Raw genomic sequence first — 25491 nt, 5'->3', positions numbered from 1 at the left:
GTTGGATTCGCCCGATCCACCCCCGGTCTCGAGTATCCGGGACAGAACTAAGTAATTCGGAGCAAAAGTATTACTCATGTCGAGTAATACTCCGTCCAACGGTGAGGAGCGCGTCGTCTCCGTCACCGAAAAAGGGCAGGCGACGATTCCCAAACGGCTCCGGGAGAAGCACGGAATTCCTGCGCCAGGACGGGTCAAGTTCGTCGAGAACGCGGCCGGGGAGATCGTCGTCCGTCCTGTCGGATCGATGCGGGAATTCCGAGGTCTCGAGCGCGACGGCGACGAGGACGGTCCCGCGACGGCAGTCCTTCGTGAAGAACGTGAGCGCGACAGGCGGCGTGACGAAGACGTCGTAGAGCGATTTTCCAGCGACACGGAGGGCCGATGACGGACACGATCGTCTTCGATACAGAACCGCTCGTTGCGTATTTAGACGACGAGCCGGGGAGTGATGCCGTCGAAGAGTGGATCGATCGCGTTGCCGCTGGAGAGATCGAGGGCTACATCTGCCCCGTGACGAAGACCGAGGTACTATACGTCGGCTCTCGAGTCGGGTTCCGCCCTGAAGACGTCCGGGCGAGTCTCGAGCGACTCGAAGAGTTGGGTGTCTCAGTGTCTGATCCCCGAGAATGTTGGGACGGTGCAGCCGCGCTCAAGGAAGCGTATCCGATGGCGCTCGGTGATGCGTATGCGCTTGCGACGGCCGACGCTGTCGACGGAACGCTTCTCGCCGGGGCCGACGATGATTTTGACGAGGTAGCGGCGGACGTTGTGAGGTTCCGAGACGATCCGGCGTAACATCCGTCCGGTTGCGGGAACCGCCACCGGGGCGATGGTCCGTTGTGCTCTCCCTCGGGATTTAGTCGGCAATTTTCAGACTGGCTCTCTCCGCTCGGTCGCGCCAACGTCGTCGTCTGAGTGAGTGAAGATCGGTTCCTACGTCGCCTACGGAACGGGCGGGATCTTCGGACTGATCGGCGCGATGTTGCTCGTCGATGACGGTGCACCCCTCGAATACCTGGGACTGGCTGGTGCGGGCGACCTCGCGACGGGACTCGGCTTCCGAAAGCTTCCGGTGGAATACGGTCGTCGCCGGGTATCCGTCGGCAATCGTCGTGTCCGAGAGGTGCGGTCTCCCGGTCATTCTGTGCTCACTACGCGGTCTTGAACGCCTTCGCTAACCGCTCGCGCATGTATTCCCGCCGGTACCGTCGCCGTTCGGCCTCCGAGAGATAATTTTTGAGAACGACGCTCGGATCGGCACTCCCCTGGTCGGCGGCGATCGCGTCCACATTTTCGAGCAACCGTTTCTGCGAGTCGAGGTACGTCGTGTACCAGAATCGACGCCCCATCTTGGACGTCGGCGATTCCCCGCGCACCCGCACCCCTGCACGATCGGCGACTCGTCTGAACCGCGCCTGGATCGTCTCGCCGACGACGTGGCCGCCGTCGGCCCGCCGAGACGGGAAGAGATGGCCGTTCCACTCCCGGTCTCGACCGCCGAGTTCGTCGATACGGTCGGAGAGCGTCTCGCGGCCGTAGATCAACGCCACCGTTCCGGGGCCGTTCTTGCGTTCTTCGAAATGGATGTGCGGGTCGTCTCCCTCGAGGACGAGTTGCGAAACGTGCAACGACGCGACTTCGCTGCGTCGCAGGCCCCACCCACAGAGTGCGAGGACTAACAGGTCCTCGTCGCGGCTATCTGCGGCGTCGTAGAGTCGTCTCACCTGCTCACTCGAGAGGGCGGCGTTGTCCGGATCCGGGCGGTCCCATCCGTACTCCATGTCGATGGTCTCTGCGGGATCGTAGGCTGCTTTCCCGCGGCGTTGCAGGTGCTCGTAGAACTGCGAGACGTCGCCGAGATACCGAAGTTTGGACTCGTCGCTCTCGAGTTCGCGATCGAGTTCGTCGAACACCGCGAGTACCCGTTCGATTTCGTCGGCTCGTCGATCGAGCGTGGTGAGACGATCTACCAGGTCGGCTCGGCCGTGCTGGTCGCGGTAGCGGCGCGCGTAGGTCGCGAGTCGGGACCGCTTCGTCCGAATCGTGGTTTCTGCGAGGTTTCGACGTCGGTCGAGCGTCCGGATGTACGACTCGAGTTCGCGAACGGCGGTTTCGTCGTCGATGCCCCACGGGTAGCCGTCCGAATCGTCGGAATCGTCGAAGCCGACCGTTCGAAGGAACTCCGTGAGGGTCAGATCGTGCTGTTCGCGAAGCGCATCCTGCAGGCCGCCGTAGCCGACGTCGAGTAAGTCCTGATAGGTCGGCCGGTCGTCGAGGTCGTGGCCAGCGTCTCGGAGTGCGGGTTCGATGTGGCCCGCCCAGAACGACCGCATGTCCTCGATGGACTTGTGAGACCACCGGATTCGCTCGGGCTCGCTACTCATCGCCTCTGCGTTCCGTTCCATCGATCACGAGACTGTGCGATCTCGACGGAGCGGGAACGCCGGCCCGATTCGAGCCGCCGTGTCTTGGCCCCCGCAGGTGTACAGCGGCGATCGTTCCACCTCGCCGTCCGCGTCGCACGGTCGGGTCGCGGACCAGGGTCACGCGATCCTCGCGCGAGAAGGGCGTTTCCTCCGCCGGCGGGACACTCGATCATGGACGCGTTCGTACAGGACTGTGATCGTAACAGTCATAAAAAGTTACCGTGTGCTCCGTTGCTCACACCAGACGACCGATAGACGCAAGTTATCGATCGCGAACGGGAAACCGGCCGGGGTGAATTTTACGCGAATTGTCATCGAGAAAAGTATATATGGTGTCGCCTGGTCAGCGAAAATGACGGATCTATGGACGTGCCCTCCACGAGCAAACCCGACGTAGATGGATCGGTGATCGTTTTGATCGTCCTCGCGCTCCTGTTGCTGACGACCATTCTCGTCGGTGCGAACACCGGCCTCTGGTAACACGACCGACGAGCGCGTCGACCACGTTCGAGACGAGAGGCGCGCGCCTCGAGACACGTCCGACGGATCGAGGCCGTCGTCGGCGAGTCGCATCGACGAGCTGTCGGTCCGGTCGCGCCGTCTCGCGGGCGGCCGTTCACGACGTGGGTACGGATACCGAGGTGGATGACGCTAGACGGCAGCGTCTGCACGTCGGACGATGTTGTGCGAGAGTATCGACAGCACTTCCTCGTCCGAATCTGTGACGACGCTTCGGCGGAAATCGACGTATCCGCGATCCGATCGGCTCGAGGAGGGCGTCTTGTCGACGACTTCGACCCGAACGCGGAGCGTGTCACCGGGACGGACCGGTTCGTGCCATCGCAGGTCGTCCATCCCGAGCCCGCCCATGTTCGCGATATCGACCTCGCCGTCGACGATCTCCGTGACGAACAATCTGACGGAGAGACAGAGGGTGTGGAGGCCGCTGGCGACTAACTCGCCGAACATCGAATCGCGGGCCGCCTCCTCGTCGACGTGAAACGGTTGCGGATCGAACTGCTCGGCGAAGTCGATGATCTCCGCTTTGGTGACGGTATACCCGCTCGTTTCGAAGGTATCGCCAACCTCCAGATCCTCGTAGTACTTCGTCATGCTACGTCGGTGTCCAGCGGGTGGTGTAAAGCATCCGGTTAGTCACGTCGCGGCCGTACGGGTACGATGGAGTCGGTCCTCGAGTCACACCCGCATCGGCCCGTTCTCCGTGTGCCGACTACTGTGCCGATAGAACGCTTCTCAGCTCGGGTTGGACGACTGAACGACGCGAGCGGTCGCGCTCGTCGTTTTCCCGTGTCGATTCACGGCGCGTCGGTAGTGGGTGTGACGAGATCCGGATTGGAAAGCGCGTTGACTCGCGCAGCCGTCCGGGTCGCGAGAAGACGGACGGCGGCGGAACTCTCGTCGCCGTCTTTCCGAACCACGATCGGCTCGATGCTGTCGGGTCGTTCGCGCTCCGCTCGAGTCCGTGGGAGCTGCAATCGACCGATGCCGGGAATCGATACCCCGGGCGGTCGATCACGGTCGTCATCGTCCGTCACGAGAGCGCCGACTTCGGAGTCGAGCGGGAGTCGGCCGAGGACGGGAACGTCGTATTCCGTCGCCAGTTGCTGGGCTCCACCGGCGCCGAAGATGGCGTGGTCAGAGCCGCAATCCGGGCACGTGAAACCCGCCATGTTCTCAGCGATACCGAGGATCGGGACGTCGTATCGGGCGAATCCCTGAAGCCCGCGGCGAGCGTCGTCCACGGCGACGGGCTGTGGCGTCGTGACCACGACGACCCCCGTCACGGGAAAGTGCTGGACGAGACTCAACTGCGTGTCACCCGTTCCGGGCGGCAAGTCGACGACGAGGTAATCGAGGGCTCCCCAGTTCACGTCGTCGAACAACTGTTTGACGAACTCGTCTACGAGCGGGCCCCGCCAGATGATCGGGTCGTCCTCCTCGACGATGAAGCCCATACTCATCACCTTCACGCCGTGAGCGTCCCGCGGAACCATCGTATCGTCGGGGGTCGTCGCGGGTTTCGTATCGGCGAGCCCGAGCATCTGCGGGGCGTTCGGACCGTAGACGTCCGCATCGAGTAACCCGACGGCAGCCCCGGCGTCCGCCAGCGCGACGGCGAGATTTACGGCGACCGTACTCTTTCCGACGCCGCCTTTGCCCGACGCGACGCCGATTACGTTCTTCACGTCCGGAATCGAATCGACGCGCGCACCCGTATTGGCCGCGCTGGCGTCCCATTCGCATGCCACCTCGGCCACGCCGTCGATAGGGAGTACAGCGGTGTTGATTTCGCGTTCGGCTCGCGATCGGAACGTCGCCGACGGTGCGGGGAGCGAGATCGTGACTCGGAGGGTCCCTCCGTCGAGCGTGACGGACGAGAGGCCGTTCAGCCGATCGAGCCCGGCGAACGCCACGTCCCGCCCGATCTGTGCGTCAGCGATGGCTTCGCGTACGGTAGCCAGCGTGTTCTCGTCGTCCGTTGGTGGTCTATCGGCGGACATGTTACTCATCACCGTCCGGTCGTGCGAGGCGGTCGATCTCCGTGTTGAGTCGGAAGTGTGGTTTCACGGTTCGTATCGGCGAATACGTTTGCGTTCACGCTACCTCTGTTCGGTCGCGTACCTCTCGACGCTGTCGGCAAGTTGCGGCAGGGTATCGAGATAGTTCATCGCTTTCCATACCCCGACGAGGCCGGACATCAATTCGTGCTGGGAGAGCCCGTCAGGATAGATCCGGTACTCGAGGAACACTCGTTTCATATCGACGAATCTCACGTTATCACCGGTCGTCCCGCGGAAGCCGTAGATCACGGGAAGCGAGGAGAGCGTCTCACGGACTCTGGCGACGAGGTCGTTCCGATCGCCCTCGTCCATCGCACCGATCCTGTTACGAAATTCCTCGTCGTACTCGATTTCCTGACCGATGTGAACCGGACCGTCGGGTCGACGTCGAATGACGTGGAGTATCATATTCGACATCTGGACGGTGTAGTTGAACTCCGCCGAGTCATCGCTCATCGGTTCGACAGCCTCGACCAGGTCGTCGTCTATCCACTCGCGAATTCGCTCGGGATCTACGTCCGTCATCGGCGGCTAATCGGCGTCACATGTAAAGAGTGTTCCCCATGAACCGTCCGCTACCGCTTACTGTCTGTCCACGAAGCACCTGCAGTCACATTCACCTCTCATCTATCGTTTGTTTTTATGCGGACCGCGAATCGTACTAGTGATATGGAAGGGACGTCCGCGAGACCGGAATGGTGGAACGAAAACCAGGAAATCCGCGACCGATATTCGCTACCGGAGTATACTGCGCCTCGTTTTGCCGACGATACGTACACGTACGAAGTCGTCTCCCGTCTGGAAAGCGACTACGACTGTGAGATCCGATTTATCGGCGTAAATACCCGGTATGCCGAAGATTGGGAAGTCCGTATCGACGACGAGTATCTGATGGAGGTCTCACGGAAATTCGACGGGAACGGAAATATGATATATGGGATCGAATCTGACGAGTTCAGGGCCGCGTGTGAACGCTCCCTAGATACTAATTGAGACATACGTCTAGACGATCGTCTAGTAGAATGATTTTATACTAACAGAGACCATCGATGTCCACCCCTCTAGAGGGGCGGTTTCGAATCGTGACAGAGGGGATTGAAAGCGGTTCTCAGCGCATTCGTGCATGTGACGGCTAATTTCACCCTTTCGATAGTGACGATCCACGGCGTTAGAGCGATACAACAGTTCAATCCAACCACAACAGTTCTAGTATCAATTCACACTACTATAACCAATACGAAGTACGAGGAACCGCCCAAAAAAGTCATTATTCCGACATTGGATACTTATCTCTCCTATTTTCCGGCGTGATTCGGACTGACCCACACCTTTTTGCTACTCCCATCGGAACGTCACTTCGATGGAAACCGTACGCACCGAGAACGGTCCGACTCCCAGCCGACAGCTACCGTCTTCTCGACCGACTACGATGCCAAAGGTTCCCCGAGCGAGCGAGACGGGGAGGTCGCGATGACGGATCGGGCCACCGGGGACGATTTCCGGACACGATTTGTCGACGGCGAGGCTCTCGGAACGTGGGTCTCCATCGGTCACCCGGCGATGGTCGAAGCGGCGGCGAGAGCCGGATTCGACTTCGTTCTCGTCGATACTGAACACACCGAAATGAGCCTCGAGACCGTGGCTGAACTCGCTCGAGCGGCCGCCGCGGCGCCAGGCGAACTCGGCGTGATCGTTCGGCCCGCGTGGAACGATCCGGTGCGAATCAAGCGGGTCCTGGACATCGGCGTCGACGGGATCATGGTTCCGATGATCGACACGCCCGAGGCGGCTAAAGAGCTGGTACGGGCGACCAGATATCCGCCGGACGGCGTTCGGGGAGTGGCGTCGGGACGCGCGGCCGGCTACGGCCAGAATTTCGTCCAGTACGTTGCGGAGGACCACCGCTCGTTGCTCACGATTCCGCAGATCGAAACGCCGACCGGTGTCGAAAACGCCGCGGATATCGCGTCGGTCGCGGGAATCGACGCGCTGTTCGTCGGACCCGCCGACCTCTCGGCGTCGCTCGGCGTCTTCGCCGAATGGGACGCCCCAGAACTGGGGGACGCGATGGCCAGCGTCATCGATGCGGGGAGGAACGCGGAGACACCCGTCGGAACGCTCACGGTTCGCGAATCGGACGTTCCTGACCGCGTCGGACGAGGATTCGACTACCTGATCGCTGGCAAGGACATGACGACGGTCATCGAAACCGGCGAACAGATACGCGAGACGTACGAAGAGTCGGTCTCGAGCCAGAAGTAGGAGTGAGTTCCGGCTGCCGAGTCCGACTCGAGTCAGCAGCAAGTCCCGTTTTGACGGCGAGAAACCGGAACGAGAGGGCGAACTCTGCGGCTCGCGGGCGGTTTCCGGTCGGTTCTTATCGATTCATCCAGACGCTCGACTGCGGCTCGTAGGGATCGGTGGGAATCTCGACCAGCGTCGGGCCCTCGCTCGCGATCGCCTCGGAGACCGTGGCTTCGACCTCGTCCGGCGTTTCGGCCCGCTCGACGTCCAGACCGAGTCCTTCGGCGACGGCCGTGTACGATACCGGCGTTTCGTCCCACCCGTACTCGCCTTCGTCCATCCGGTAGCTCCGCCCGGCCTCTTCGCTGATGATCGCGTAATCACTGTTGTTGAGGACGACGACGGTCACGTCGATATCCTCGTCGGCCAGCGTGTGCAGTTCGTGGATGCACATCATCAGCCCGCCGTCGCCGGTGAGCGCCACGACGTCCTGGTCCGGGTTAGCCAGTTTCGCACCGATAGCCGCGGGGACTCCCGTTCCCATCGTCGCCCACGAACCCGGGTTGACGTAGTCCCGGGGTTCGTAGGCCGGGAACGTGAGGAGCGTCCAGAGGCGGAACCCACCCGCGTCGACGGAGATTGCCGCGTCGCGTGGGATTCCCGCTCTGATAGCGTCGAGCGCCTTCACCGAAGTCAACGGCGCCTCCGAAACCGCTCGCAGTTCCTCGAGTCGAGCGTCAACAGCGCTCCGGGTCTCGGCGGCCCGTTCGCGTCCGTCTCCACCGGCGATCGAGCGTTCCGCCAGCGCGCCGTCGAGCGCCTCGAGCGTCCGGCCGGCGTCGGCGACGATCCCGATCGCCGGTTCGTATCCGGTGCCGATGTCGTCGGCGCCGAGCGTTACGTGGACGAGGTCGTCGGGCACGTCGAACGACCAGTTGTGCATCGTAACGGCGTCGAAGTCGGTGCCGACACCGAGTGCGGCATCGGAGTCGGCGATGAGGTCTTTCACGGCCGTGCCGGTGCCGCCACAGAGGACGCCGCCCATGAGTTCGTGCTCGTCCGGGAAGACGGCCTTCCCTTTGTACGTGAGGACGACCGGGGCCTCGAGACGTTCGGCGACGGTTTTCAGTTCGTCGCTCGCGTCGGATGCGCGGACGCCACCGCCGGCGATGACGATCGGGTTCGACGCGTTCGCGAGGAGGTCCGCCGCCGCGGTCACTTTCGCCTCCGGAACGCCGCTGAACGTCTGTCGGTCGATCTCGCCCCGTTCCGCGAGGGCGACGTCCATCTTGAGGAAGTTCTTCGGAATGCCGACCCTGACTGGGCCCTTCGGTGCCGTCTGTGCGGTGTCGAACGCCCGCTCGAGTTCGGCGACGGTGCTCTCGGGTGTTTCGACGGTGATGTTCTCCTTGACGACGTTATCGTACGTGTCGGGCGGCGTTTCGTGAATGCCGTCGCCGCCGCGTATCTCCGGTTCGGTTTCCACTGCGATGTGCAGGAGCGGCGTACAATCGTTCAGTGCGTTCTTCAGGCCGTTCATCGCGTTCATATCGCCGGGCCCCGGAATGACGACCGTGGCGGCTATACCGCCGCTGGTTTCGGCGTAGCCCCAGGCCTGGTGCGAAACCGCAGTCTCGTGGCGAGCCATCACGAACCGGATGTCGTCGCGTTCGCTGATCGATTCGTTGAGCGGTAGCGATTGCTTGCCCGGGATACCGAACAACGTGTCGACACCGTTATCAGTCAGGCAGTCGATAACTGCCTCGTTAACCTTCATAGCGGTAGTGAGAGAGAAGATAGTGTAAAGGTTTAGGGTATGGCGGAGCCGGTCTTTCACTCGTTTTTCTACTGATAGGAATATGGCTCGGTATAAGATGTGAGATGTTTCCGCCGATCGCCAGTGCCGGTCACAATTCCCTCGACGGCAGCGATCGTATCCGCGAAGGTCTCCCGGAATTTGCCCACGATTCTCTGAACGAAAATCGACGGGAGAAGCGCTTCTCTCGCGGGAGTCGTTCTCGAGTCACGGTCGACTCACTGAATCGGTCCCGTTCGGACGAAAGCGTATTCGTCTCCCGAGCGATCGGAGCCGTCGGCAGAACGCCGAGTCACTATTCTGGCCAGTCGGTACGGGCCGGGTGTGATTTCGGGATAGCTCCTGTGACTCCGTCGCAGCGTTCGGTAAACCTGGAGGTCGAAGAGTGGCGGAACCCTTTATCTTCATTGCGGCCGCGGGACAACCGATGGACGATGTTTCCAATAGCTGAACATTTCGAGTACGAGTATCGAGGGTGCGATATCGTCTACGGACGCGGGTGCGCCGCTCGATTGAGCGAGTACCTGGATGGTCACGGTCTCGAACGAACCCTTCTCGTCTGTGGTTCGAACGTCGGGGCAAACGACGACCTGATGGAGCCGATTCGAGACGGCCTCGGCGATCGACTCGTCGGCGTCTTCGATAGGACGACGGGGGAGAAACGGGCCGAAACCGTCTTCGATGCGATCGATTCGATGCGGGAGACGGACGCGGACGTTCTCGTCGGGGTCGGAGGCGGAAGCAGCCTCGACGTTGCCCGCCAGACGAGCGTCATCGCGTCGGACGGTCGATCGCTGACGGACCTCCGTGAGGAGGCACGCGACGGAAGCGTTGCGACGCCCGAGTCGAACACCCAAAGGCGACCAGTGATCGTCATTCCGACGACGTTCGCCGGGGCAGACGTTTCCGATAGCGGATCGATTACGATTTTTTCGGCCGACGACTCGCCGACGAACCAGCCGATCCGGGTCAGCGGATCGGAGATGCCGATCGCCGATTTCGCCGATCCGTCCCTCTTCGAGACGACGCCGCCGACCGCCCTGGGTGGTTCGGCGATGAACGGCTTCGATAAAGGGATCGAGACGCTGTACGCTCGAGATGCGAACCCCGTCAGCGACGGAGTAGGAATTCACGGTCTCCGCCTCCTGAGCGACGCGCTCCCACAGGTGGCCGGCGAGGGGGGGAATTCCGACGTGAGCCAGATGGACCGGGCGGTGGTCGGTTCGTTACTGGTTCAAATCGATCGGAAGGTTTCGATCGTCCACGCGTTCGGACACGGCTTCGCCCGGCGATACCCGGTCCAACAGGGAGCGATACACGCGATCGTCGTTCCACACGTTCTCCGGTACTTGTTCGCGGAGGTGGACGCGAGTCGCGCCCTGATGGCAACCGCATTGGGGATCGACACGTCCGCCGGTACCGATGCGGAGGTTGGTGAATCGGTCATCGATGCGATCGTAACCATGCGCGATGCGTTCGACGTGCCGACGCGGCTTCGGGATCTATCCGCGACACGGGAGGAGGATCTCCCGGCGATAGCCGAGTTTATCGTCGACGATCCGCCGATGGCTCGGACGCCGACGGGACTGGACCCGAGCGCCGAGGACATCGAATCGGTGCTTCGAGAGGCCTGGTAACCGTCGGCACGATCACGAAAACCGAGAACGGAAATGCCGTCTATTCCGATGGGGAACACTCGCTGCGGAGCCGCTAACGTCGTCGCTGCGGAACGGCCGTGGGTACGCGGGCTTGGCGTCTAGCAAACGTATTTGTCGGTGGAACCGAGCCTACTGATATGGTCGAAACGGGCGATATCGCTCCTGATTTCACCGCTCCGAAGGCGGGGGGTGACGCGTACAACGACGTCGAATCGTTCACGCTTTCCGATGCGATCGATGATGGACCGCTGGTTCTGGCGTTCTACCCGGCAGCGTTCACGAGCGGCTGTACCGAGGAGATGTGTGCGTTTCGTGATTCGATGGACGAGTTCGAAGCGCTCGATGCCGCGGTTTACGGTATCAGCGTCGATCTACCGTTCGCCCAGAACGTCTGGATTCGAGAGCACGATCTTCCGTTTCCCATGCTCTCAGACTGGACTCACGACAGTATCGAAGCGTACGACGTCGTCCTTTCCGATATGTACGGGATGATCGAAGCGGCCCAGCGCAGCATTTTCGTCGTCGACGCGGATGGCATCGTGAGGTACAAGTGGGTTCGAGACGGAGAAAACCCCGATTTCGAGGGACTGGTTTCCGAGGTACGCAACGTCGTTGCGGACCTGGCCGAGAGTTGACTCGCAAGGCCCTCGTTCTCGAGGCAACGACCGACGAGTTACTCGTCACCTCCCCACTCGAGTCGCGTGACGAAAGTTATTCGGGGCTCAGTTCGCCCGGGTTCGTTCCCTGCAACACGTTCGGGAGAAATCGCGTCGAGTCGGTTTCCGACGGTGCGTCGACGCTGATGGAAGGACAATTTCAGAAAACGGGCGTAAGCGGTAGGGTTTTTGTATCCTCGTCAGTTTGGTGTTACCAATGAGCACGGAGACGCCGTCCGTCCCCGAATCGTGTGCGCAGTGCCCCCACATCGATTTGTTTCACAGCACGTGCTCCCATCCGTCTCGCCAGAGTATCGTCCAGGAACTGGACGGAAACGGTGACGTGTGTCCCGTGTTCTCGGCCGAACGGGCGAAAGCGATGCACGACCTCGAGGAACGACTCTCCTGACGTTTCCTCCTTCTGGTCGGCCAAGCGACCATCGTCTCCCTGATGGTTCGATGCAATCGATTCTCCTCGAGCGACAAGCCGACCACGAGAGTCACCGAGTTCGAACAGGACGGTGGCCGCATCGAAACACTGTCTTTCAGTCGTGACTATACTCGCTAGCGACCGGACTCTAGCTATTGCGATGGAGTCACGCGCAGGTCGTCCGTTCACGCGTTCTGGTGGATTGGACATCAAAGCGGCGGGCGGATAGCTCGGTGAAACACGACATCTAGTTTACCCACAAGCTATTTGTGCCCGCCCCTGCACCAGAGACCGATGGCTGAGTATACAGTCGCAGATGCTGATGAAATAGACGTGGGTGAGCGGATTCTCGTCCAGATTGAAGGGAAACCGATTGGGATATTCAATATAGACAACGAATACGTCGCGTATCTGAGCTGGTGTGCTCATCAGAGCGGCCCGTGCGCTGAAGGGAACATTACCGGGACGAAGACGGCTTCGTTCGATCCCGACACCCTCCAGACGGACCTCGAGTACGTAAAGGAAGGAGAGATACTTAATTGCCCGTGGCACGGGTGGGAGTACGATCTGCAATCGGGCGAGTGCCTTTCACGAGACAATATCTCACTCGCTTCGTTCCCGGTGTCCGTCGATGACGGGAAAATAGTTGTCACGATGTGATCTCCCGAGAGACGAGAGTAAACGGTATCGACTCTGATGCATGTGCGCCGGCCCGCGACGCCCTCTCGAGGCGATCACGCGACTGTGACGGAACTTTTCGATACGTGGAAGTGCGAGTAAACGCGCGATCTCACGTATCTCGAACGAAACGGTATCCTCTAGACCGTAGTCGAGCGTCCGGTCGTGGTTATGTCGCGACGACAGACGAGCGCGTTACCCGCTGCTCACTATCCATCTAGTCAGTTGCATCCGCTCCTCGAGTGGATGGCATTTCGATATGCGGTGCCGACAGTTGAGACAGTCTCGGCGGGATCGACGACCGATTTCCCGTACGATTCAGCGAGTTAGAACATGATCACGGTTGACGGAAGTCACGTTTACCGTGGTACCGTGACACGCTAGACGTTTCGATTAACAGATGTCGTCGTTCTCGTCGACGAACTCGAGTACGAATCGATCGAACGGCTCCGTGAAGAGGGGTATCTCACCGGCCTCGGGCTCGAAAGCGAGGACGAACCGAGAGGGGCGACGAGCAGAGCGCAGACGCCAGTTCACCGGACGGAACCGCAGCCGAGACGGCGGAGGGAAACACGGACAGCTCGACGACTGCGCCCGAAGCCCACGCGATGTCCGCCAGTCCGACCGACGCTCTCATCTCGGATGCCGACATCACGACCTACGTCGAAGATCAAAGTACCCAGAAGGAGCAATCAGCGTCCGATACAGCCGACGGCCACGGATCACCGGCAGCCGCGGACGAAAGTGACGACCCTCGCGGAGGGGATGGAACAGCGGGTCAACCGACCGAGACGGCACCGACGAACGACTTCGCCGGACCGGGCGCGGCCGACTCGAGTCAGGCATCGACGACGGCCGTACCCGAATCGGATGGTGCACCCGTCGCGCGTTCGTCACCGTCGACACGAGAGGACGTCATCTTACGGGACGATCTGGAAGCGGTGACGGAACGAGTGCAGTTCCTTCGACGTGTGTTCGAACGCGAGATCGAATCCAGTACTGATTCGAGCGATCGTGCCCGATCGCAACTCGCGATTACGCAAGAAATCGAAGCCGATCTCGAACGACTCCTCACGGAGTAGACGTCCGCTTTCCGTTCTCAAAATAAGCCGTTCGATAGCCCGAACTCGGTGGTCACCGTAAACGATCGGTACGACCTCTCGAATGGTACGATCCCTTCCATTTCCATACAAATAAGTAAGAGTGGTATGCCGTCCCAATGTACGTGGGACCCTCACACATTCACAGGGGATACCACGCTACGATAGTGATACATATGGGTGGTAAATCACCGGAGTTAGTGTGTAAATTTGCCGGGAAAATAGAGAAACGCGGAACGGATCATCTGATAGAAATACCAGACACAGAAATCGACTACGGGTCACTGTCGGCAGGGGACATCGTTCGTGTCAGTATCGAAACGACGGAACAGGACGTGACCGAAACGCCACAGGAGAAATCGACCGGTCCCGTCCCTCCCGTCCGTGAGGGAGAAACGCTCACTGTCGAAATCGAAGACAGAGGTGATCAGGGCGACGGTATCGCTCGGGTCGACCGTGGGTACGTGCTAATCGTTCCGGAGACGGAACCGGGTGACGAAGCTACTGTCAGAGTCACTCAAACGAACCCCAGTTACGGCTTCGCTCAGACCGTAAACGAACAGTCCGGTACGAACAGGCGATGAACGTGCGACCCCCGAAACCGAATCGAATCGATCTCTCAGATCGGTATCCTGCGTTCGAACTCCGTTGCATCGATCCGGTTTCGGTCCGCTGAAACGCCGACTGAGAGTCCGGATCGTCGTATCGGTCCCCGTTTCGAGCCGGCATCGGAGGTGGAGTCACTGCGAAATGTAGTCTGCGAGAATCGATCGTCTAGTTGGTGGTGAACGCAACCTGTATCGTCGCTGAACGACACACTGCGAGACGGGTGGTACCGACAGCACTCCCGGTTCGAGTCGTGTTTCAACCGGGCTGGGTCAGTAGTTCATGTACACCGTTTTCGTCGTCGTAAAGAAATCGAGACCGGCATCACCCTGTTCGCGGTACGTGTTCGTCGACGAGTCCTTGTATCCGCCGAACGGCACGTGAAGCTCGACCCCCGTCGTCTTCTCGTTTACCTTGGCAACGCCCGACTCGATTTCCTCGACGAACCGATTCGCCTCGGTTATATCCTGCGTCACGACACTCGCCGAGAGGCCGTAGTCGACGTCGTTTGCGGCCTGAAGGGCTTCTTCGAAGTCGCCGACCTGCATGACGGCGAGAACCGGACCGAAAACTTCCTCTTGAGCGATTCGCATGTCACTCTCGACATCGACGAACACTGTCGGCTCGACGAAGAATCCGTCGCCGTCGACCTCGTGTCCACCGCTTTTCAACGTCGCACCGTCTTCGCGGGCGTGATCGACGTACTCGAGCGTAGAATCGAGTTCGCTTCGGCTGACGTGCGGGCCCATGTCGGGATCGTCCAATCCCGGTCCCACCTCGAGCGAGTCCGCGTACTGAGTGATGGCTTCGACGAACTCGTCGTAGACATCCTCGTGGACGATCGCACGGGAGCAGGCGGTACACGACTGGCCGGTGGTCCCGAAGGCTCCGACACCGACGATGTCGACGGCGCTTTCGATATCCGCGCTTGGCAGTATCACCGTCGGATTCTTTCCACCCATCTCGCATTGCACTCGTTTCAGATCGTCAGCCGCGGACTGAGCGACCATGGTTCCGACGGTCGTACTTCCGGTGAACGAGACGCCATCGACGTCGTCGTGTTCCGCCAACGGCGTTCCAATTTCGCTGCCGGAACCCGTCACGAAGTTCGCGACTCCGTCGGGGAGCCCAGCCTCGTCGAAAGACTCGATGAGAATCCGAGTCATGTTCGGTGCCGCCGATGCGGGTTTGATGATTGCCGTGTTTCCGGCTGCAAGGGCCGGGGCGAGCTTCCAGGCCGGGATCGCGACCGGGTAATTCCACGGTGTTATGAGGCCGACAGTGCCGAGCGGTTCGCGTTTCGTGTACAGAACCTTCCCCGATGCGCTCGGCGATTTAGCAGTTCCACCGAGGTCGCGGGCTTTCTGTGCATAATAGTGGAAAATATCGATCGCTTGCCCGACTTCGCCGCCTGCTTCGCTGCGAGTCTTCCCTTCCTCTCTGACGAGCATCTCCGTCGCGGACTCTCGCTGCTCCTCGAGGGCGATCGCGGTTCCTTTGAGGATTCGGCCTCGTTCCGGGCCGGGAGTGTCTGCCCACTCGTCCTGTGCGGCCACCGCTGCGTCGATCGCCGCCTCGAGATCGGCCCGTACCGATGCTTGGTACGATCCGACGATTTCGTCGGGATTCGCTGGATTTCGGACCTCGAACGTGTCTCCGCGCTCAGATTCGATCCACTCGCCGTCGACGAAATTCCGGTACGCTGTTTCCATCACGGGGACGAATTTTCACTTTAAGTATACATTGTTTGGGGGTCAGGACAGACACCTGTGGGAGTACGACGGAGAACCAGGTTCGAGAGAGAATCCGGAGACGGCCGCTAATCCTCGTCCAATCGGAATTCTTGTCGATATGTGACGATTCCATCCACGTCGTCTAGTGCCCCGTCCGTTAACGGCTTGACTATGAACGCTTCGTCAGCACCGTACTCGTTATCGAGCCCGTACACGCTTGCTCGTTCGAAACCAAAGCGAGAATAGTACCCCGGGTCGCCCAACACGACTACAGCGTCGGCACCGGCGTCACGACACTGCACTAAACCGTGCTCAATCAGCGACGAGCCAACACCCTCGTTCTGGTTTTCCGGTAGTACACCGACCGGTGCTAGCCCAGCAAGTTTAGCATTATCTGGATTGTTTGTCACGCATGTTGGAGAAAATAGAACGTGACCCACGATTCGGTCGTTTTCAACCGCCACTAGTGACACGACAGCCTCGTCAGCGTCGTGTAATCGCTGCACGATGCGTGACTCGTCGGTCCGTCCGTCGAACGCACGTCGGTGCACCTCGGAGACAGTGTCAGCATCACTAGCGGTAAAGGGTCGGATTTCCACGAACAGTCTTACGATGGAGGAGGTACCCGCGCGAGAAGAACTGATCGATTTATCGGTCCTGAGTTGGCCCGGTTAGCCCCTTTCACGATCGGCTCACCGGTACTGAACAATGTCGGGGGTGTTCAGTGCCTCTGTTTCTGGAGTGAATAGAAAAGAAATAAAAATGAGTAGAAGATTAGGTAGATCACCCGTATTTTGCGCGTTGTATTCAACACGGTCTCGAAAAATTATAATTTCTGGAGGTTTCAGCAGTGACGAATAATCCGACCGACGAGGCGGACAGCGTCGAACGGTCGAAACGGTGTCATTTCCACGGTCCACGGTGGACGGAGACTCTGCCGAGCGAATCCGCGCTTCCGAGAAGGACGCGTATAGATCGTTTCGGTGACACGAGGAGTCCGATCCGTTCTACGTTCGCAATGCAACGGAACCGAGTGACTGCCTGTCGAATCCACGTCACGCACAGCGGCTATTCCAGCGTAGATGTCCGCCCCGACCGAGTTCAGAAAACCACCGTACGTCGGTGCTCTGAGACCGGTCGGCAGGTGGGCCGAGATCAGTCACCGGACGACAGTCACAGGAACCGGTGATCGCCTCGTTACCGCTTCTGCGACGCTGCCGAGAAGGATCCGCGTCGGTCCGGAACGGCCGTGGCTGCCGATGACGACGTGGTCGACGTCGTGGTCGTCTATATAGTCAGTAATTGCCCGCGCTGGTTTGCCGCGGGCAAGTTCAGTATCGATATCGACGCCGTGTTCGTCGGCGGTCTCACGGGCCGATTCGAGACGCTGTCGCCCTACCTCACGTAACTGGTCGAAGTACTCGTCCCGATACGGGAAACCCTCCTCACCGTGCATCGAAGCCGTATCGAGATTTATGGCGTGAATCGCAACGATGCGATCGGCGGGGTATTCCGTGACAGCGTACTCGAGTGCGTCCGACGCTTGGTCCGACCCGTCGATCGGGACGAGGATGGTACGAGCCATGGTGTATAACGACCGTCGGCCCACATATTATCACCCATTCGTCAGCTTTTCGTACTGTTCACGGGCCGAGATATCGGGATTCGCCCGCCGAAATCGGGGCTTCGATACGCCCCGTCCAAATACGGCGCCGGGCAACGACGCGTGCGCCTGCGGAATCGCGATCAGACCGCGGGACTGACCTGCCGGTGGTCACTGTACCGACTCCAACGGCACGCATTCGACCGGAACAGTTCGCGCCCGTTCGGAAAGGGACCGTCCGCGAAAGAGCGGTCCCCTGGTATTCCCTGTCGGCCGGGTCGCCAGCCGGCCATGTAGAACGCACACAGGAACGGGTTTTGCTTTTCGTCCCGTTCGCAGAGAGTGAGAAGCGCCAGACCACCGATGTGACTGACTACGGACGATATTCGATACGCTTCTATCGATCTGTTCGGACCCTCTCTTCCGTACTCACTGGGACCAACCAGCCACCCGGACCGGAGAACGCCGACGAAGTCGTACCGTGTTCGCGACACGGGGATCGATCACGCGGTCACGGACGAATCCGACCCGGGCGGCTCACTTACGATTGCCACGATAATGTGTATGCCCATCACTCTCGTGGTTCTCCCCATGGGCTCGCCCGAAGAGACCCCTCCCGAGAATTCGATCGTCGAGGTCGAATTCGAGGTTTCGGATCCGGAGTATCCCCTAGTCGCGCTCTCTGCGGAGACCGGTTGTGACGCGCAACTCCTTCAGATACTCCCACGCAGCGACGGAGCGTACACGGTATTCCATCGGATCAGTGGCGCGTCTCCGGAACAGATTCTCGAGTTCGCTAGTACGTACGATGGGTTTGAGGCACGGGTGATAAGCACCGGCGATGAGGCCCTGATCGTCGAATTTCGAATCCGCGACGATGGAACGTTTTTCATCACCAGTCTGACCGACGCCGGGGCGATTCCGACCCAGTTGGGGAGTAAAAACGGCGTCGCCCACATCGCCGCCGAAATCCCGCCGGCGTATTCCGCCTCCGACGTAATTTCACACTTTCGAGAGTACTATCCGTCCATGCGGATACTCGCTCGTCGAGAAAAGACGTATTCCACCTCGCTGTTCCAGCGTCGAGAGTTTTACGACGCGATCGTTCGCAAACTCACTTCGCGTCAACACGAAGTTCTCCTGCTCGCATATACGAACGGGTATTATGATTGGCCTCGCGAACGTACCGGAGAGGAACTCGCCGCCGAACTCGGAGTTTCCTATGCGACGTTCTCGGAACACTTGCGAAAGGCCGAGCGAAAGATACTGTCCACGATATTCACAGTGGAGTGAGCGCTACTCCAGTCCATCGTGCGCTCGCGCGGTCGGAAGCGTCCGGCACCTGGCTGACGAAGGCGACCGATTCCGTCTCCGTCGCCGGATCGTTGTACGGGTGGGTCACTCGAGTTTCGCCCGGGTTTTCGAAGGAGAGGCCGTCAGTCGCCCATTCGACGCCAGCCGTTCGGTAATCGACTTCGGGAGCACCATCGACCGTACTCGCGAGCACCCTGTGGTCGGTCGTATCGTAGAGATGAATACCCGCGATGGCGGCGGACGAATCCTGCTGTTCGGCCCGCAGGTACTCCGCGACGTTCGAGTGGTCTCCGTCGACGACGCGGTCCGAGGCCGAAATGTAACGCGTTTTCTCTTGAGTTCGATCGACCCACTCGACGACGGTGTTGGCCTGCAACGCCGTCGACTGAGTCATCTCGTTCTCGGTACTCTCCTCGAGTGCCGTTCCGGTTTGAGTGTAAATGATCCCCCCGGCCGCCGCGACGAGTAGAACGACGCACAAAAACGACACGGCCAGTTTCCTGGAAAAACTGCTCCGGAGTGCCCCGAGAGGGGACACTGGAAAACTATCACCCATTATTAGTGGCCACAATACATTCATGGAATAAACAATTACCCACGGTGTCGACGGGTGGCTTCGGTGAAAGGTGACAATCCGTTCGAACCGGATCTACTCGCCATTATTAGTTGACTTCGGATCCAGTGAGGGAGGAGACACTCGCAATCATTGTTACTGACAACGTCGCCTTAATTGACTAAAATACAATATTACACATTTTCGTATATGTATTTGTTAACACATCTCGAGCGGAACGGAGAGTACACCCGCGGGGACGCGCGTTCAACACCGGGCCGAGGTGGGTGCGGATCCACCGACGTTCGACGAGGGCGCGTCGTCCGCTACGTTTTTCTTCCCGATTTCCGTTCTCACGAGCGATGCGCTACTTCGAGGACATCGAGGTCGGCACGACACGGGAGTTCGGGGAGTATCACGTCACTCGCGAGGAAATCGTCGAATTCGCAAAACAGTACGATCCGCAGCCGTTCCATCTCGACGCGGCGGCCGCAGCGGAGTCGGCGTTCGGCGAACTGGTCGCGTCGGGGTGGCACACCGCTTCGATATCCATGCGGATGCTCGTCGAGAACTATCTCACCGAGAACGCGGGCATGGGCGGTCGCGGCGTCGACGAACTTCGGTGGCAGCGGCCGGTCACGCCGGGCGATACCCTCTCCCTCCGAACCGAGGTGGTGGACAAACGCCCCTCCGAGACCGATCCCCGCCGCGGAAACGTGGACACTTACATAGAAGTGCTGAACCAGGACGACGAAGTCGTCCTCTCGTATACGGTCACCGGGATGATCGAGCGCCGAACCCCCGGGAAGTAGCGGTCGGGGTCGTTTCGAAGCGAATCCGAGACACTCCCCGTCCTCGAGGACGTCGAACGCCAGACCGCTCGAGAGGCCGCTCTCGCCGACGCCGGACTCCCGAGCGCTCCAGAGGTGGGCCGCCCCGTCGGTCCAGCGAGCGAACTGATAGTTCCTGGTCACCTCGCGGCCGCTTCGGGACACCGGCGTTTCGTAGAGCAGGAGATTATCCTCACCGGTTGGCAACAGATCCGAGGGCGGGTCGAGGACCTCACCGCGGGGCCAGGGCAGGTGTTCGACGGGGACGCCGAGCGTGTTCGCGTCGAGGAGGATCGATCGCTCGAGGCGGTACGCGCCGTCGACGCGCGCCATCGCAAACGGATACCAGTAGTCGGGGACGTCGGCCGAGAGGCGATAGTCCGCGACCGTCTCGGCCGGACTCGCATCGGACAGCGCGAGCAGTTCGTCGACGGCTCTGAACGCGTCGATTCTTCCGTCGCGACGAGTGGCGCAGGTCGTGAGGTGCGAGACTGCACGCCGCGAGGACCGTTCCGCCAGGTCGGAATCCGACGGTTCGTGGGAGACGAGCGGTCGGCGAAGTGTCGGCAGTCACGAGGTCATCGCGGAGACGCCCGGTCGTCACGACCGATACCGCCGCCTCGAGAAACAAATCGGCGCTCACCGACAGAAACGCCGACAGGGGTCGGCGTGGGAGTCCCCGGTAGGTGGTGAGTCAATCGGGGCGGGTCCGAGACCGGGTGACGAAGTGACGAATGACTTCCCGCTGGGTCGATCTCGGCGGTGACGAGGACTGTCTCGGAGCGGATCGGTGGTGGGTGTTCGGTATGATCCTGTCCTCGTCACGCGACTCTTCTCTCGGCGTCTTATAACGCTATTGGCCAACTATGTGGGACCGGCTTGCCGATACAAATCGCTAGTCGCGACGTGCGGCACCGATCGATTCTAGAGGGGCGTTGGCACCCCACGGCTCCGATCGATCTAGAGGTGTTCGCACTCCCCGGTCCAATCAGGTCGTCGAGTCCGTTCGTGCACGTCGGCCGCCGTCGAGGAGTCGGTACGGTCGGTTGGACTGGTCGGGGACGGAGCGGCGAGTTTCGCGTCGGACGCGAACCGGCTCAAGGTGCTCGAGTCCGTGCAAGCAGTCCGTTTAGAACGACCGCACCCGATGCCGTTTACATGCCCTTCGAGGGAACGATCACGTCGATCCATCAGATGACTCCGCGGGTGAAACAGTTCGTGATCGAAGCGGATCGGGAGTTCGAGTTCGATCCCGGCCAGCATACGACCGTCCAGTTCGAACGGGACGAGCCGGGTGAGGACGAAGACGAACAGGTCGTGCGACCGTACACGCCGACCAGTACGCCGGCTGCGAACACGTTCACGCTCGCGATCAAGCGGTACGACGACGGCACCGCCTCGGTCTACATGCACGACCGTGATCCCGGCGATATCGTGACGTTCGGCGATCTCGACGGTAACCTCACGCTCCGGAACGCGGACGAGGACGTCGTCTTCGTCTCGACCGGGACCGGTATCACTCCCATGATGGCCATGCTAAAGCAGTACCTCGAGACGGGCACGGGCGAGGTACAGTTCTTCTACGGCGAGAAAACACAGGAGGACCTCATGTATCGGGAGACGCTCGATCAACTCGTCACCGAGCACGATCGGCTTTCGGTCGTGTATTCGCTCTCCGAGGAAGACTGGGTCGGCCCCACCGGCCACGTACAGACGCACCTCGAGGACCGTCTCGACGGGCTGGAACGGGATTTCTACGTCTGTGGCGTTCCGCAGATGGTCGTCGACACCAAGGATCACCTCGCCGACCTGGGCGTTCCCGACGACCGCGTGTTTTCCGAAGGGTGGGAAGAGGGCGAAATCGAGGAGTGACCACCGGAATCGGTACGCAGTCGGACGGAAAGCAGGCGCGAGCAGCTATCGAAGAAGGCGACCGTCTGTCGTGAACCCGTCTCGCGGGCATCGGCGAGCAGGTTGAGAATTTCGTCTGCGGCCCCGCTACGAAAGCCGTCGGTGTCATCACTCGGGACCGTATCGAGACGGACACTTATCTCTCGTTTCGTCACTTCAGTCACTGTCCGATTTTGCGCAACCAGGGATAGATAAAACGCGCCGGCAGTCGGTGGCACGCCTGAATGTCCGGACTGATCGCGGTCGTCCACGGACCGACCATCGGACCGACGGCGGGACGACGGGTAGAAGGGAAAGCGGTAGACATAGACCACTGACCGGAGACAGTGAATCGACGGAGAGATGAACGCGAACTATGAGCTGGAGAGATCAGTGGCCGGGACTCCCGCGTGAGCCGGAGACCGAGTCGACGGAGAAGACGACGGCCGAATTCCGGGTCGCGCTCAAATCCTCGGCCTGCGAACTCGCGGCCGAAATCGCGGCGCTTCGCGACGAATCGGGAGCGGTCGCGACGTTCGAGTCGCGGGCGGAGGCGGAGTCCGAACTGCTCGAGGGGGACGATCGTGACACCCTCCGGTTTCAGCGACCCGCACCGAACGACCCCGACGTCGTCGATACGTATCTCGTCGCGATCAGCGATCCCGAGCCGGAGCCGACCGAACGAGGGCCACCGGAACACGGTTGGACGTTCGCTATGCGGGCCCAGCAGGTCGGCGCGCTCGCGGAGTCGGTGTTCAGCGCGTATTCGTGGAACCCGCCGCCACTCGTGTCGTACGCCGCCGCGGATCTCGGCCTCGAACCGGACGCATTTCGGGTCGAAGTCGACCCCTCGCCAGGGAGCGTCGGCCGTTCGGAGCGCGACGGCGGCGACGGTCGGTGGCTGCCCGACGTCGAATTCATCGTTCGCCGGCGGAACGAATTACATCCGGACGGGTACGAGGGACCGGTGATCAAACGCTACCTCGCCGAGGTCAAACACGGCTCGACGAGTTTCGAACGCCACCAGCGCACCCGGATGGCCCGGCTGGCCGCCGAAGCGGGCGCCGACCTCGAGGTGCTCGTCATCCGGGTCGACCTCGAGGGGGCGCCGCAAACGTACGACCTGACGATCCGGACCGTGTCGGAAGACGGGTGAGTCCGGTGCCCTCGGTTGCGAGGGGAACCGTCATCGCAGAAGCAATCACCACGACAGCCCCGCGGTGAGACGTGGGTTCGACGGACGGGACAGCGGACAACTGGCCGACGAGACGACGGGAGCCGATAGCGACGGACCGACTCTGGCTCGCCCGCCGTTCGACGAACGAACGAAGCCCCCATCGACATCGTGAGACGGTACGGGGTTGTCACACGGCTCGATGGCCGCGTCCAGGACTGCCGATCGAGGGGCCTCTCCGACCGGTGTTCAGTTTCACGTGCTGCTCGGAGCGGTTCTCGAAAGGGTCCGGCGATTCGGGAGTGACGATCGCCGGACGGGGCGATAGGAGGGAGGCGATGATCGAATCGGGTGGTCACGCACAGCAGGGTGCGTGACACCGGATACGATCGGCCCGATCGCTATCAACTTCCTTCCGATTCCCATCGCGTCGGAATCGTACTCCCCTCTCACGTGACGGCCGGTGCCGGAGCCACGCACCTCTCGTCGATGCTCCGAACGGACGGCCGAGGCGTGGACGAAGCCCAATGCGACAGCGAAACTCGAGGGCCGGCGGGCAACGCGGAGTCCAGGGTCCCGGACGAGACGATAACAATTGCACGAACTCGAGGCAGTTTCCGCGGACGGGTTCGAAGTCGCCTGAGAGACGGACACCGACGTCCGCGAGGGCGATGGCGCGGACCTCGTCGGTCACCACCATCGAAACACATCCCTCACGAATCTGCCGACTTCGTGTCACCCTCCGCGCGACCGATCTCGAGAATCGCAGTACGAGGGAACCCTCGCGTCCCAGATCACGCCCGGACGGTTCCACTGTCCTGGGTGGTGGATCGAGCACGTTCGGTTCTCACCGAGTACGCTCACTGGCCAGCGAATATGCAAATATTTATATTTAATATTATCTGGATCCTTAGAGTACGAATGCAGATCAATGAGTAGGGTATGCCTATATTGCGCCAACATGAAGCTTTATTATTGCATATGGAGAAATCGGCGTTGGGTGATGGCAAGAAATCACAAGCACCAACCCAAACCCTCTGGATACCTGAACACCTGTGGCTGTCGGCTGCCCCGATGTCGATTTCCCGACACCACCTAGCCACTTCGTTACCTCATTTTCGTCAGTTTTCGGCGGACGAAGCGACTCCGCGAACGAAGCCGACGCGCTTCCGCCGGTTCGGCATCGAACGCGGTGTCGCCGACGGGCTCTGACCGACGGCGAACGGGTTGCGAACGGAGTTTTTCCTCGTCGACCACCGATCTCACGACGGGTCGAGCGGACGACGAGCGGCCGCCCTCGAGGCTCTCGACGGTTGCTGATCGCGGTCGAACGCGTCGGAACCCCGTCCGGAACGGACGAACACAGCAGGGGGACGAATCAGTTCTCCGTATCTCCCTGGGCGTCGACCGTGGCAACGGCCGCCAGGTTCACGATATCCGCGACTTCGTCGCCCCGCTGGAGGACGTGGACCGGCTCGTTCATCCCGACGAGCATCGGGCCGACCGCGTCCGCCCCGCCGAGTCGTTGGAGCAATTTGTAGCCGATGTTACCGACCTCGAGGTTCGGGAAAATCAGTACGTTCGCCGGCTTCTCCAGTGTGGAAAACTCGTAGGTGCCGGTCGGCATCTCGTCGACGACTGCGGTATCGGCTTGCATTTCGCCGTCGACGGGGAAATCGACCGACGAGTCCTCGCGAAGGCGGCGGGCCGCGTCCCGAGGGTTGCGCGTCCCCGCGTTGTCGACGCTTCCGAAATCCGAGTACGAGAGCACGGCCGCCCGCGGTTCGACGTCGAACCGGCGGGCGAGCGCGGCCGTGTGTCGGGTGACTTCCGCCAGAACGTCCGCGTCGGGGGCTTGATTGACCGTCGCATTGGCGACGAAAATCACGCGGTTCTTGAACGTGAGCATGTAGACGCCGGCCGCGTAGTCGGCGTCCTCGGCCGTTCCGATCACCCGGAGCGGGGGCCGCAACGCCGACGGGTAGTGGTTCGTCAACCCGGTGAGCAACGCGTCGACGTCACCGCGATCGACCATGACGCTACCGAAGTAATCGGGGTCGTCGCGGATCAGCGCCGCTGCCTCGCGGCGAGTGATGCCGCTTCGTCTCCGGCGCTCGTAGAGGTGCTCGACGTACGGAACCTTCAGTCATTCGAATACGCTACTCCATCGAAGAGAGATGCTTCACGGACGCCAA

General features: G+C 60.8%; 23 protein-coding genes and 1 pseudogene. 14 read left to right on the top strand and 10 right to left on the bottom strand.

Annotation, left to right across the window (positions count from 1 at the left end; translation table 11 throughout):
- Positions 1-76 precede the first annotated feature (76 nt).
- On the top strand, positions 77-388 hold the full coding sequence (locus NJT13_RS21755; protein WP_254525628.1) for an AbrB/MazE/SpoVT family DNA-binding domain-containing protein: 312 nt from the start codon (positions 77-79) through the stop codon (positions 386-388).
- Positions 385-798, top strand: coding sequence for a type II toxin-antitoxin system VapC family toxin (locus NJT13_RS21750; protein ID WP_254525627.1), 414 nt, complete (start codon positions 385-387; stop codon positions 796-798). Before NJT13_RS21755 ends, NJT13_RS21750 begins: the two co-directional genes overlap by 4 nt.
- Positions 799-1154: 356 nt before the next feature.
- On the opposite strand, the gene NJT13_RS21745 is transcribed toward NJT13_RS21750, so the two are convergent.
- The 4 genes from NJT13_RS21745 to NJT13_RS21730 all read right to left on the bottom strand — a co-directional run bounded on the left by NJT13_RS21745 (position 1155) and on the right by NJT13_RS21730 (position 5536).
- Positions 1155-2408, bottom strand: coding sequence for a tyrosine-type recombinase/integrase (locus NJT13_RS21745; protein ID WP_425499823.1), 1254 nt, complete (start codon positions 2406-2408; stop codon positions 1155-1157).
- 672 nt (positions 2409-3080) lie between these two features.
- The gene (locus tag NJT13_RS21740) at positions 3081-3542 is read right to left on the bottom strand and encodes a MaoC family dehydratase (protein WP_254525626.1); all 462 of its coding nucleotides are present in this window, start codon (positions 3540-3542) and stop codon (positions 3081-3083) included.
- Between the two features lie 203 nt (positions 3543-3745).
- Positions 3746-4951: a P-loop NTPase gene (locus tag NJT13_RS21735; protein WP_254525625.1), complete on the bottom strand. Its 1206-nt coding sequence runs from the start codon at positions 4949-4951 to the stop codon at positions 3746-3748.
- A 99-nt stretch (positions 4952-5050) separates the two neighbouring features.
- A complete protein-coding gene (locus tag NJT13_RS21730; protein WP_254525624.1) occupies positions 5051-5536 on the bottom strand; it encodes a DUF2299 family protein in 486 nt (161 codons plus the stop codon).
- A gap of 144 nt (positions 5537-5680) precedes the next feature.
- Between NJT13_RS21730 and NJT13_RS21725 the strand changes: the two genes are divergently transcribed.
- Together NJT13_RS21725 and NJT13_RS21720 are read left to right on the top strand one after the other, a co-directional pair.
- Positions 5681-6004 (top strand): hypothetical protein, encoded by a 324-nt coding sequence (locus NJT13_RS21725; RefSeq protein WP_254525623.1) that lies wholly within the window; start codon positions 5681-5683, stop codon positions 6002-6004.
- Between the two features lie 477 nt (positions 6005-6481).
- Positions 6482-7273: an HpcH/HpaI aldolase family protein gene (locus NJT13_RS21720; protein WP_254525622.1), complete on the top strand. Its 792-nt coding sequence runs from the start codon at positions 6482-6484 to the stop codon at positions 7271-7273.
- Between the two features lie 115 nt (positions 7274-7388).
- Here the strand turns inward: NJT13_RS21720 and NJT13_RS21715 are convergent, their stop codons facing one another.
- On the bottom strand, positions 7389-9032 hold the full coding sequence (locus tag NJT13_RS21715; RefSeq protein WP_254525621.1) for a thiamine pyrophosphate-binding protein: 1644 nt from the start codon (positions 9030-9032) through the stop codon (positions 7389-7391).
- 473 nt (positions 9033-9505) lie between these two features.
- Between NJT13_RS21715 and NJT13_RS21710 the strand changes: the two genes are divergently transcribed.
- The 6 genes from NJT13_RS21710 to NJT13_RS21685 all read left to right on the top strand — a co-directional run bounded on the left by NJT13_RS21710 (position 9506) and on the right by NJT13_RS21685 (position 14177).
- The gene (locus NJT13_RS21710; protein ID WP_254525620.1) at positions 9506-10708 is read left to right on the top strand and encodes an iron-containing alcohol dehydrogenase family protein; all 1203 of its coding nucleotides are present in this window, start codon (positions 9506-9508) and stop codon (positions 10706-10708) included.
- A gap of 158 nt (positions 10709-10866) precedes the next feature.
- On the top strand, positions 10867-11364 hold the full coding sequence (locus tag NJT13_RS21705; RefSeq protein WP_254525619.1) for a redoxin domain-containing protein: 498 nt from the start codon (positions 10867-10869) through the stop codon (positions 11362-11364).
- Positions 11365-11602: 238 nt separating this feature from the next.
- Complete coding sequence (locus NJT13_RS21700) at positions 11603-11794, top strand: hypothetical protein (protein WP_254525618.1); 192 nt, start codon at positions 11603-11605, stop codon at positions 11792-11794.
- A gap of 315 nt (positions 11795-12109) precedes the next feature.
- Entirely contained in the window at positions 12110-12475 is a 366-nt protein-coding gene (locus tag NJT13_RS21695; protein ID WP_254525617.1) for a Rieske (2Fe-2S) protein, read from the top strand.
- Positions 12476-13101: 626 nt separating this feature from the next.
- Entirely contained in the window at positions 13102-13575 is a 474-nt protein-coding gene (locus tag NJT13_RS21690) for a hypothetical protein (protein WP_254525616.1), read from the top strand.
- A 137-nt stretch (positions 13576-13712) separates the two neighbouring features.
- The gene (locus NJT13_RS21685) at positions 13713-14177 is read left to right on the top strand and encodes a TRAM domain-containing protein (protein ID WP_254525615.1); all 465 of its coding nucleotides are present in this window, start codon (positions 13713-13715) and stop codon (positions 14175-14177) included.
- Between the two features lie 294 nt (positions 14178-14471).
- On the opposite strand, the gene xacF is transcribed toward NJT13_RS21685, so the two are convergent.
- The 3 genes from xacF to NJT13_RS21670 all read right to left on the bottom strand — a co-directional run bounded on the left by xacF (position 14472) and on the right by NJT13_RS21670 (position 17517).
- Complete coding sequence (gene xacF, locus NJT13_RS21680; RefSeq protein WP_254525614.1) at positions 14472-15911, bottom strand: 2,5-dioxovalerate dehydrogenase; 1440 nt, start codon at positions 15909-15911, stop codon at positions 14472-14474.
- Positions 15912-16018: 107 nt separating this feature from the next.
- Positions 16019-16531, bottom strand: a complete 513-nt coding sequence (locus NJT13_RS21675; RefSeq protein ID WP_256549435.1) for a GNAT family N-acetyltransferase — start codon at positions 16529-16531, stop codon at positions 16019-16021.
- Between the two features lie 560 nt (positions 16532-17091).
- Positions 17092-17517 (bottom strand): universal stress protein, encoded by a 426-nt coding sequence (locus tag NJT13_RS21670; RefSeq protein WP_254525612.1) that lies wholly within the window; start codon positions 17515-17517, stop codon positions 17092-17094.
- A 609-nt stretch (positions 17518-18126) separates the two neighbouring features.
- Between NJT13_RS21670 and NJT13_RS21665 the strand changes: the two genes are divergently transcribed.
- Entirely contained in the window at positions 18127-18828 is a 702-nt protein-coding gene (locus NJT13_RS21665; protein ID WP_254525611.1) for a bacterio-opsin activator domain-containing protein, read from the top strand.
- On the opposite strand, the gene NJT13_RS21660 is transcribed toward NJT13_RS21665, so the two are convergent.
- Entirely contained in the window at positions 18815-19330 is a 516-nt protein-coding gene (locus NJT13_RS21660) for a hypothetical protein (RefSeq protein ID WP_254525610.1), read from the bottom strand. The two genes, NJT13_RS21665 and NJT13_RS21660, sit on opposite strands and share 14 nt — an antisense overlap.
- 434 nt (positions 19331-19764) lie before the next feature.
- On the opposite strand from NJT13_RS21660, the gene NJT13_RS21655 reads away from it, so the two are divergent.
- The 3 genes from NJT13_RS21655 (at position 19765) to NJT13_RS21645 (ending at position 23278) form a co-directional block, all read left to right on the top strand.
- Positions 19765-20214, top strand: coding sequence for a MaoC family dehydratase (locus tag NJT13_RS21655; RefSeq protein WP_254525609.1), 450 nt, complete (start codon positions 19765-19767; stop codon positions 20212-20214).
- Between the two features lie 1176 nt (positions 20215-21390).
- Positions 21391-22104, top strand: coding sequence for a ferredoxin--NADP reductase (locus tag NJT13_RS21650; RefSeq protein WP_254525608.1), 714 nt, complete (start codon positions 21391-21393; stop codon positions 22102-22104).
- A gap of 394 nt (positions 22105-22498) precedes the next feature.
- Positions 22499-23278, top strand: coding sequence for a DUF8081 domain-containing protein (locus tag NJT13_RS21645; protein ID WP_254525607.1), 780 nt, complete (start codon positions 22499-22501; stop codon positions 23276-23278).
- Positions 23279-24674: 1396 nt separating this feature from the next.
- Here NJT13_RS21645 and NJT13_RS21640 read toward each other — a convergent pair.
- A pseudogene (locus tag NJT13_RS21640) lies at positions 24675-25430 on the bottom strand (phosphate acyltransferase); the annotation flags it as partial.
- Between the last annotated feature and the right edge of the window lie 61 nt (positions 25431-25491).

The organism is Natrinema caseinilyticum, assembly GCF_024227435.1.
Taxonomy (GTDB): domain Archaea; phylum Halobacteriota; class Halobacteria; order Halobacteriales; family Natrialbaceae; genus Natrinema; species Natrinema caseinilyticum.
Note: the sequence above shows the minus strand (reverse complement) of the source record. Positions and strands in the feature narration are given on the sequence as shown.

Excerpts from the sequence above, each read along its gene's own strand:
- NJT13_RS21645 (WP_254525607.1), top strand. The coding sequence starts at position 22,499 with ATGAGCTGGAGAGATCAGTGGCCGGGACTCCCGCGTGAGCCGGAGACC.
- NJT13_RS21755 (WP_254525628.1), top strand. The coding sequence starts at position 77 with ATGTCGAGTAATACTCCGTCCAACGGTGAGGAGCGCGTCGTCTCCGTC.
- NJT13_RS21705 (WP_254525619.1), top strand. The coding sequence starts at position 10,867 with ATGGTCGAAACGGGCGATATCGCTCCTGATTTCACCGCTCCGAAGGCG.
- xacF (WP_254525614.1), bottom strand. The coding sequence starts at position 15,911 with ATGGAAACAGCGTACCGGAATTTCGTCGACGGCGAGTGGATCGAATCT.
- NJT13_RS21740 (WP_254525626.1), bottom strand. The coding sequence starts at position 3,542 with ATGACGAAGTACTACGAGGATCTGGAGGTTGGCGATACCTTCGAAACG.
- NJT13_RS21650 (WP_254525608.1), top strand. The coding sequence starts at position 21,391 with ATGCCCTTCGAGGGAACGATCACGTCGATCCATCAGATGACTCCGCGG.
- NJT13_RS21720 (WP_254525622.1), top strand. The coding sequence starts at position 6,482 with ATGACGGATCGGGCCACCGGGGACGATTTCCGGACACGATTTGTCGAC.
- NJT13_RS21745 (WP_425499823.1), bottom strand. The coding sequence starts at position 2,408 with ATGGAACGGAACGCAGAGGCGATGAGTAGCGAGCCCGAGCGAATCCGG.
- NJT13_RS21750 (WP_254525627.1), top strand. The coding sequence starts at position 385 with ATGACGGACACGATCGTCTTCGATACAGAACCGCTCGTTGCGTATTTA.
- NJT13_RS21690 (WP_254525616.1), top strand. The coding sequence starts at position 13,102 with ATGTCCGCCAGTCCGACCGACGCTCTCATCTCGGATGCCGACATCACG.
- NJT13_RS21730 (WP_254525624.1), bottom strand. The coding sequence starts at position 5,536 with ATGACGGACGTAGATCCCGAGCGAATTCGCGAGTGGATAGACGACGAC.
- NJT13_RS21670 (WP_254525612.1), bottom strand. The coding sequence starts at position 17,517 with ATGGCTCGTACCATCCTCGTCCCGATCGACGGGTCGGACCAAGCGTCG.
- NJT13_RS21695 (WP_254525617.1), top strand. The coding sequence starts at position 12,110 with ATGGCTGAGTATACAGTCGCAGATGCTGATGAAATAGACGTGGGTGAG.
- NJT13_RS21665 (WP_254525611.1), top strand. The coding sequence starts at position 18,127 with ATGGGCTCGCCCGAAGAGACCCCTCCCGAGAATTCGATCGTCGAGGTC.
- NJT13_RS21725 (WP_254525623.1), top strand. The coding sequence starts at position 5,681 with ATGGAAGGGACGTCCGCGAGACCGGAATGGTGGAACGAAAACCAGGAA.
- NJT13_RS21735 (WP_254525625.1), bottom strand. The coding sequence starts at position 4,951 with ATGTCCGCCGATAGACCACCAACGGACGACGAGAACACGCTGGCTACC.
- NJT13_RS21715 (WP_254525621.1), bottom strand. The coding sequence starts at position 9,032 with ATGAAGGTTAACGAGGCAGTTATCGACTGCCTGACTGATAACGGTGTC.
- NJT13_RS21700 (WP_254525618.1), top strand. The coding sequence starts at position 11,603 with ATGAGCACGGAGACGCCGTCCGTCCCCGAATCGTGTGCGCAGTGCCCC.
- NJT13_RS21655 (WP_254525609.1), top strand. The coding sequence starts at position 19,765 with ATGCGCTACTTCGAGGACATCGAGGTCGGCACGACACGGGAGTTCGGG.
- NJT13_RS21710 (WP_254525620.1), top strand. The coding sequence starts at position 9,506 with ATGTTTCCAATAGCTGAACATTTCGAGTACGAGTATCGAGGGTGCGAT.
- NJT13_RS21685 (WP_254525615.1), top strand. The coding sequence starts at position 13,713 with ATGTACGTGGGACCCTCACACATTCACAGGGGATACCACGCTACGATA.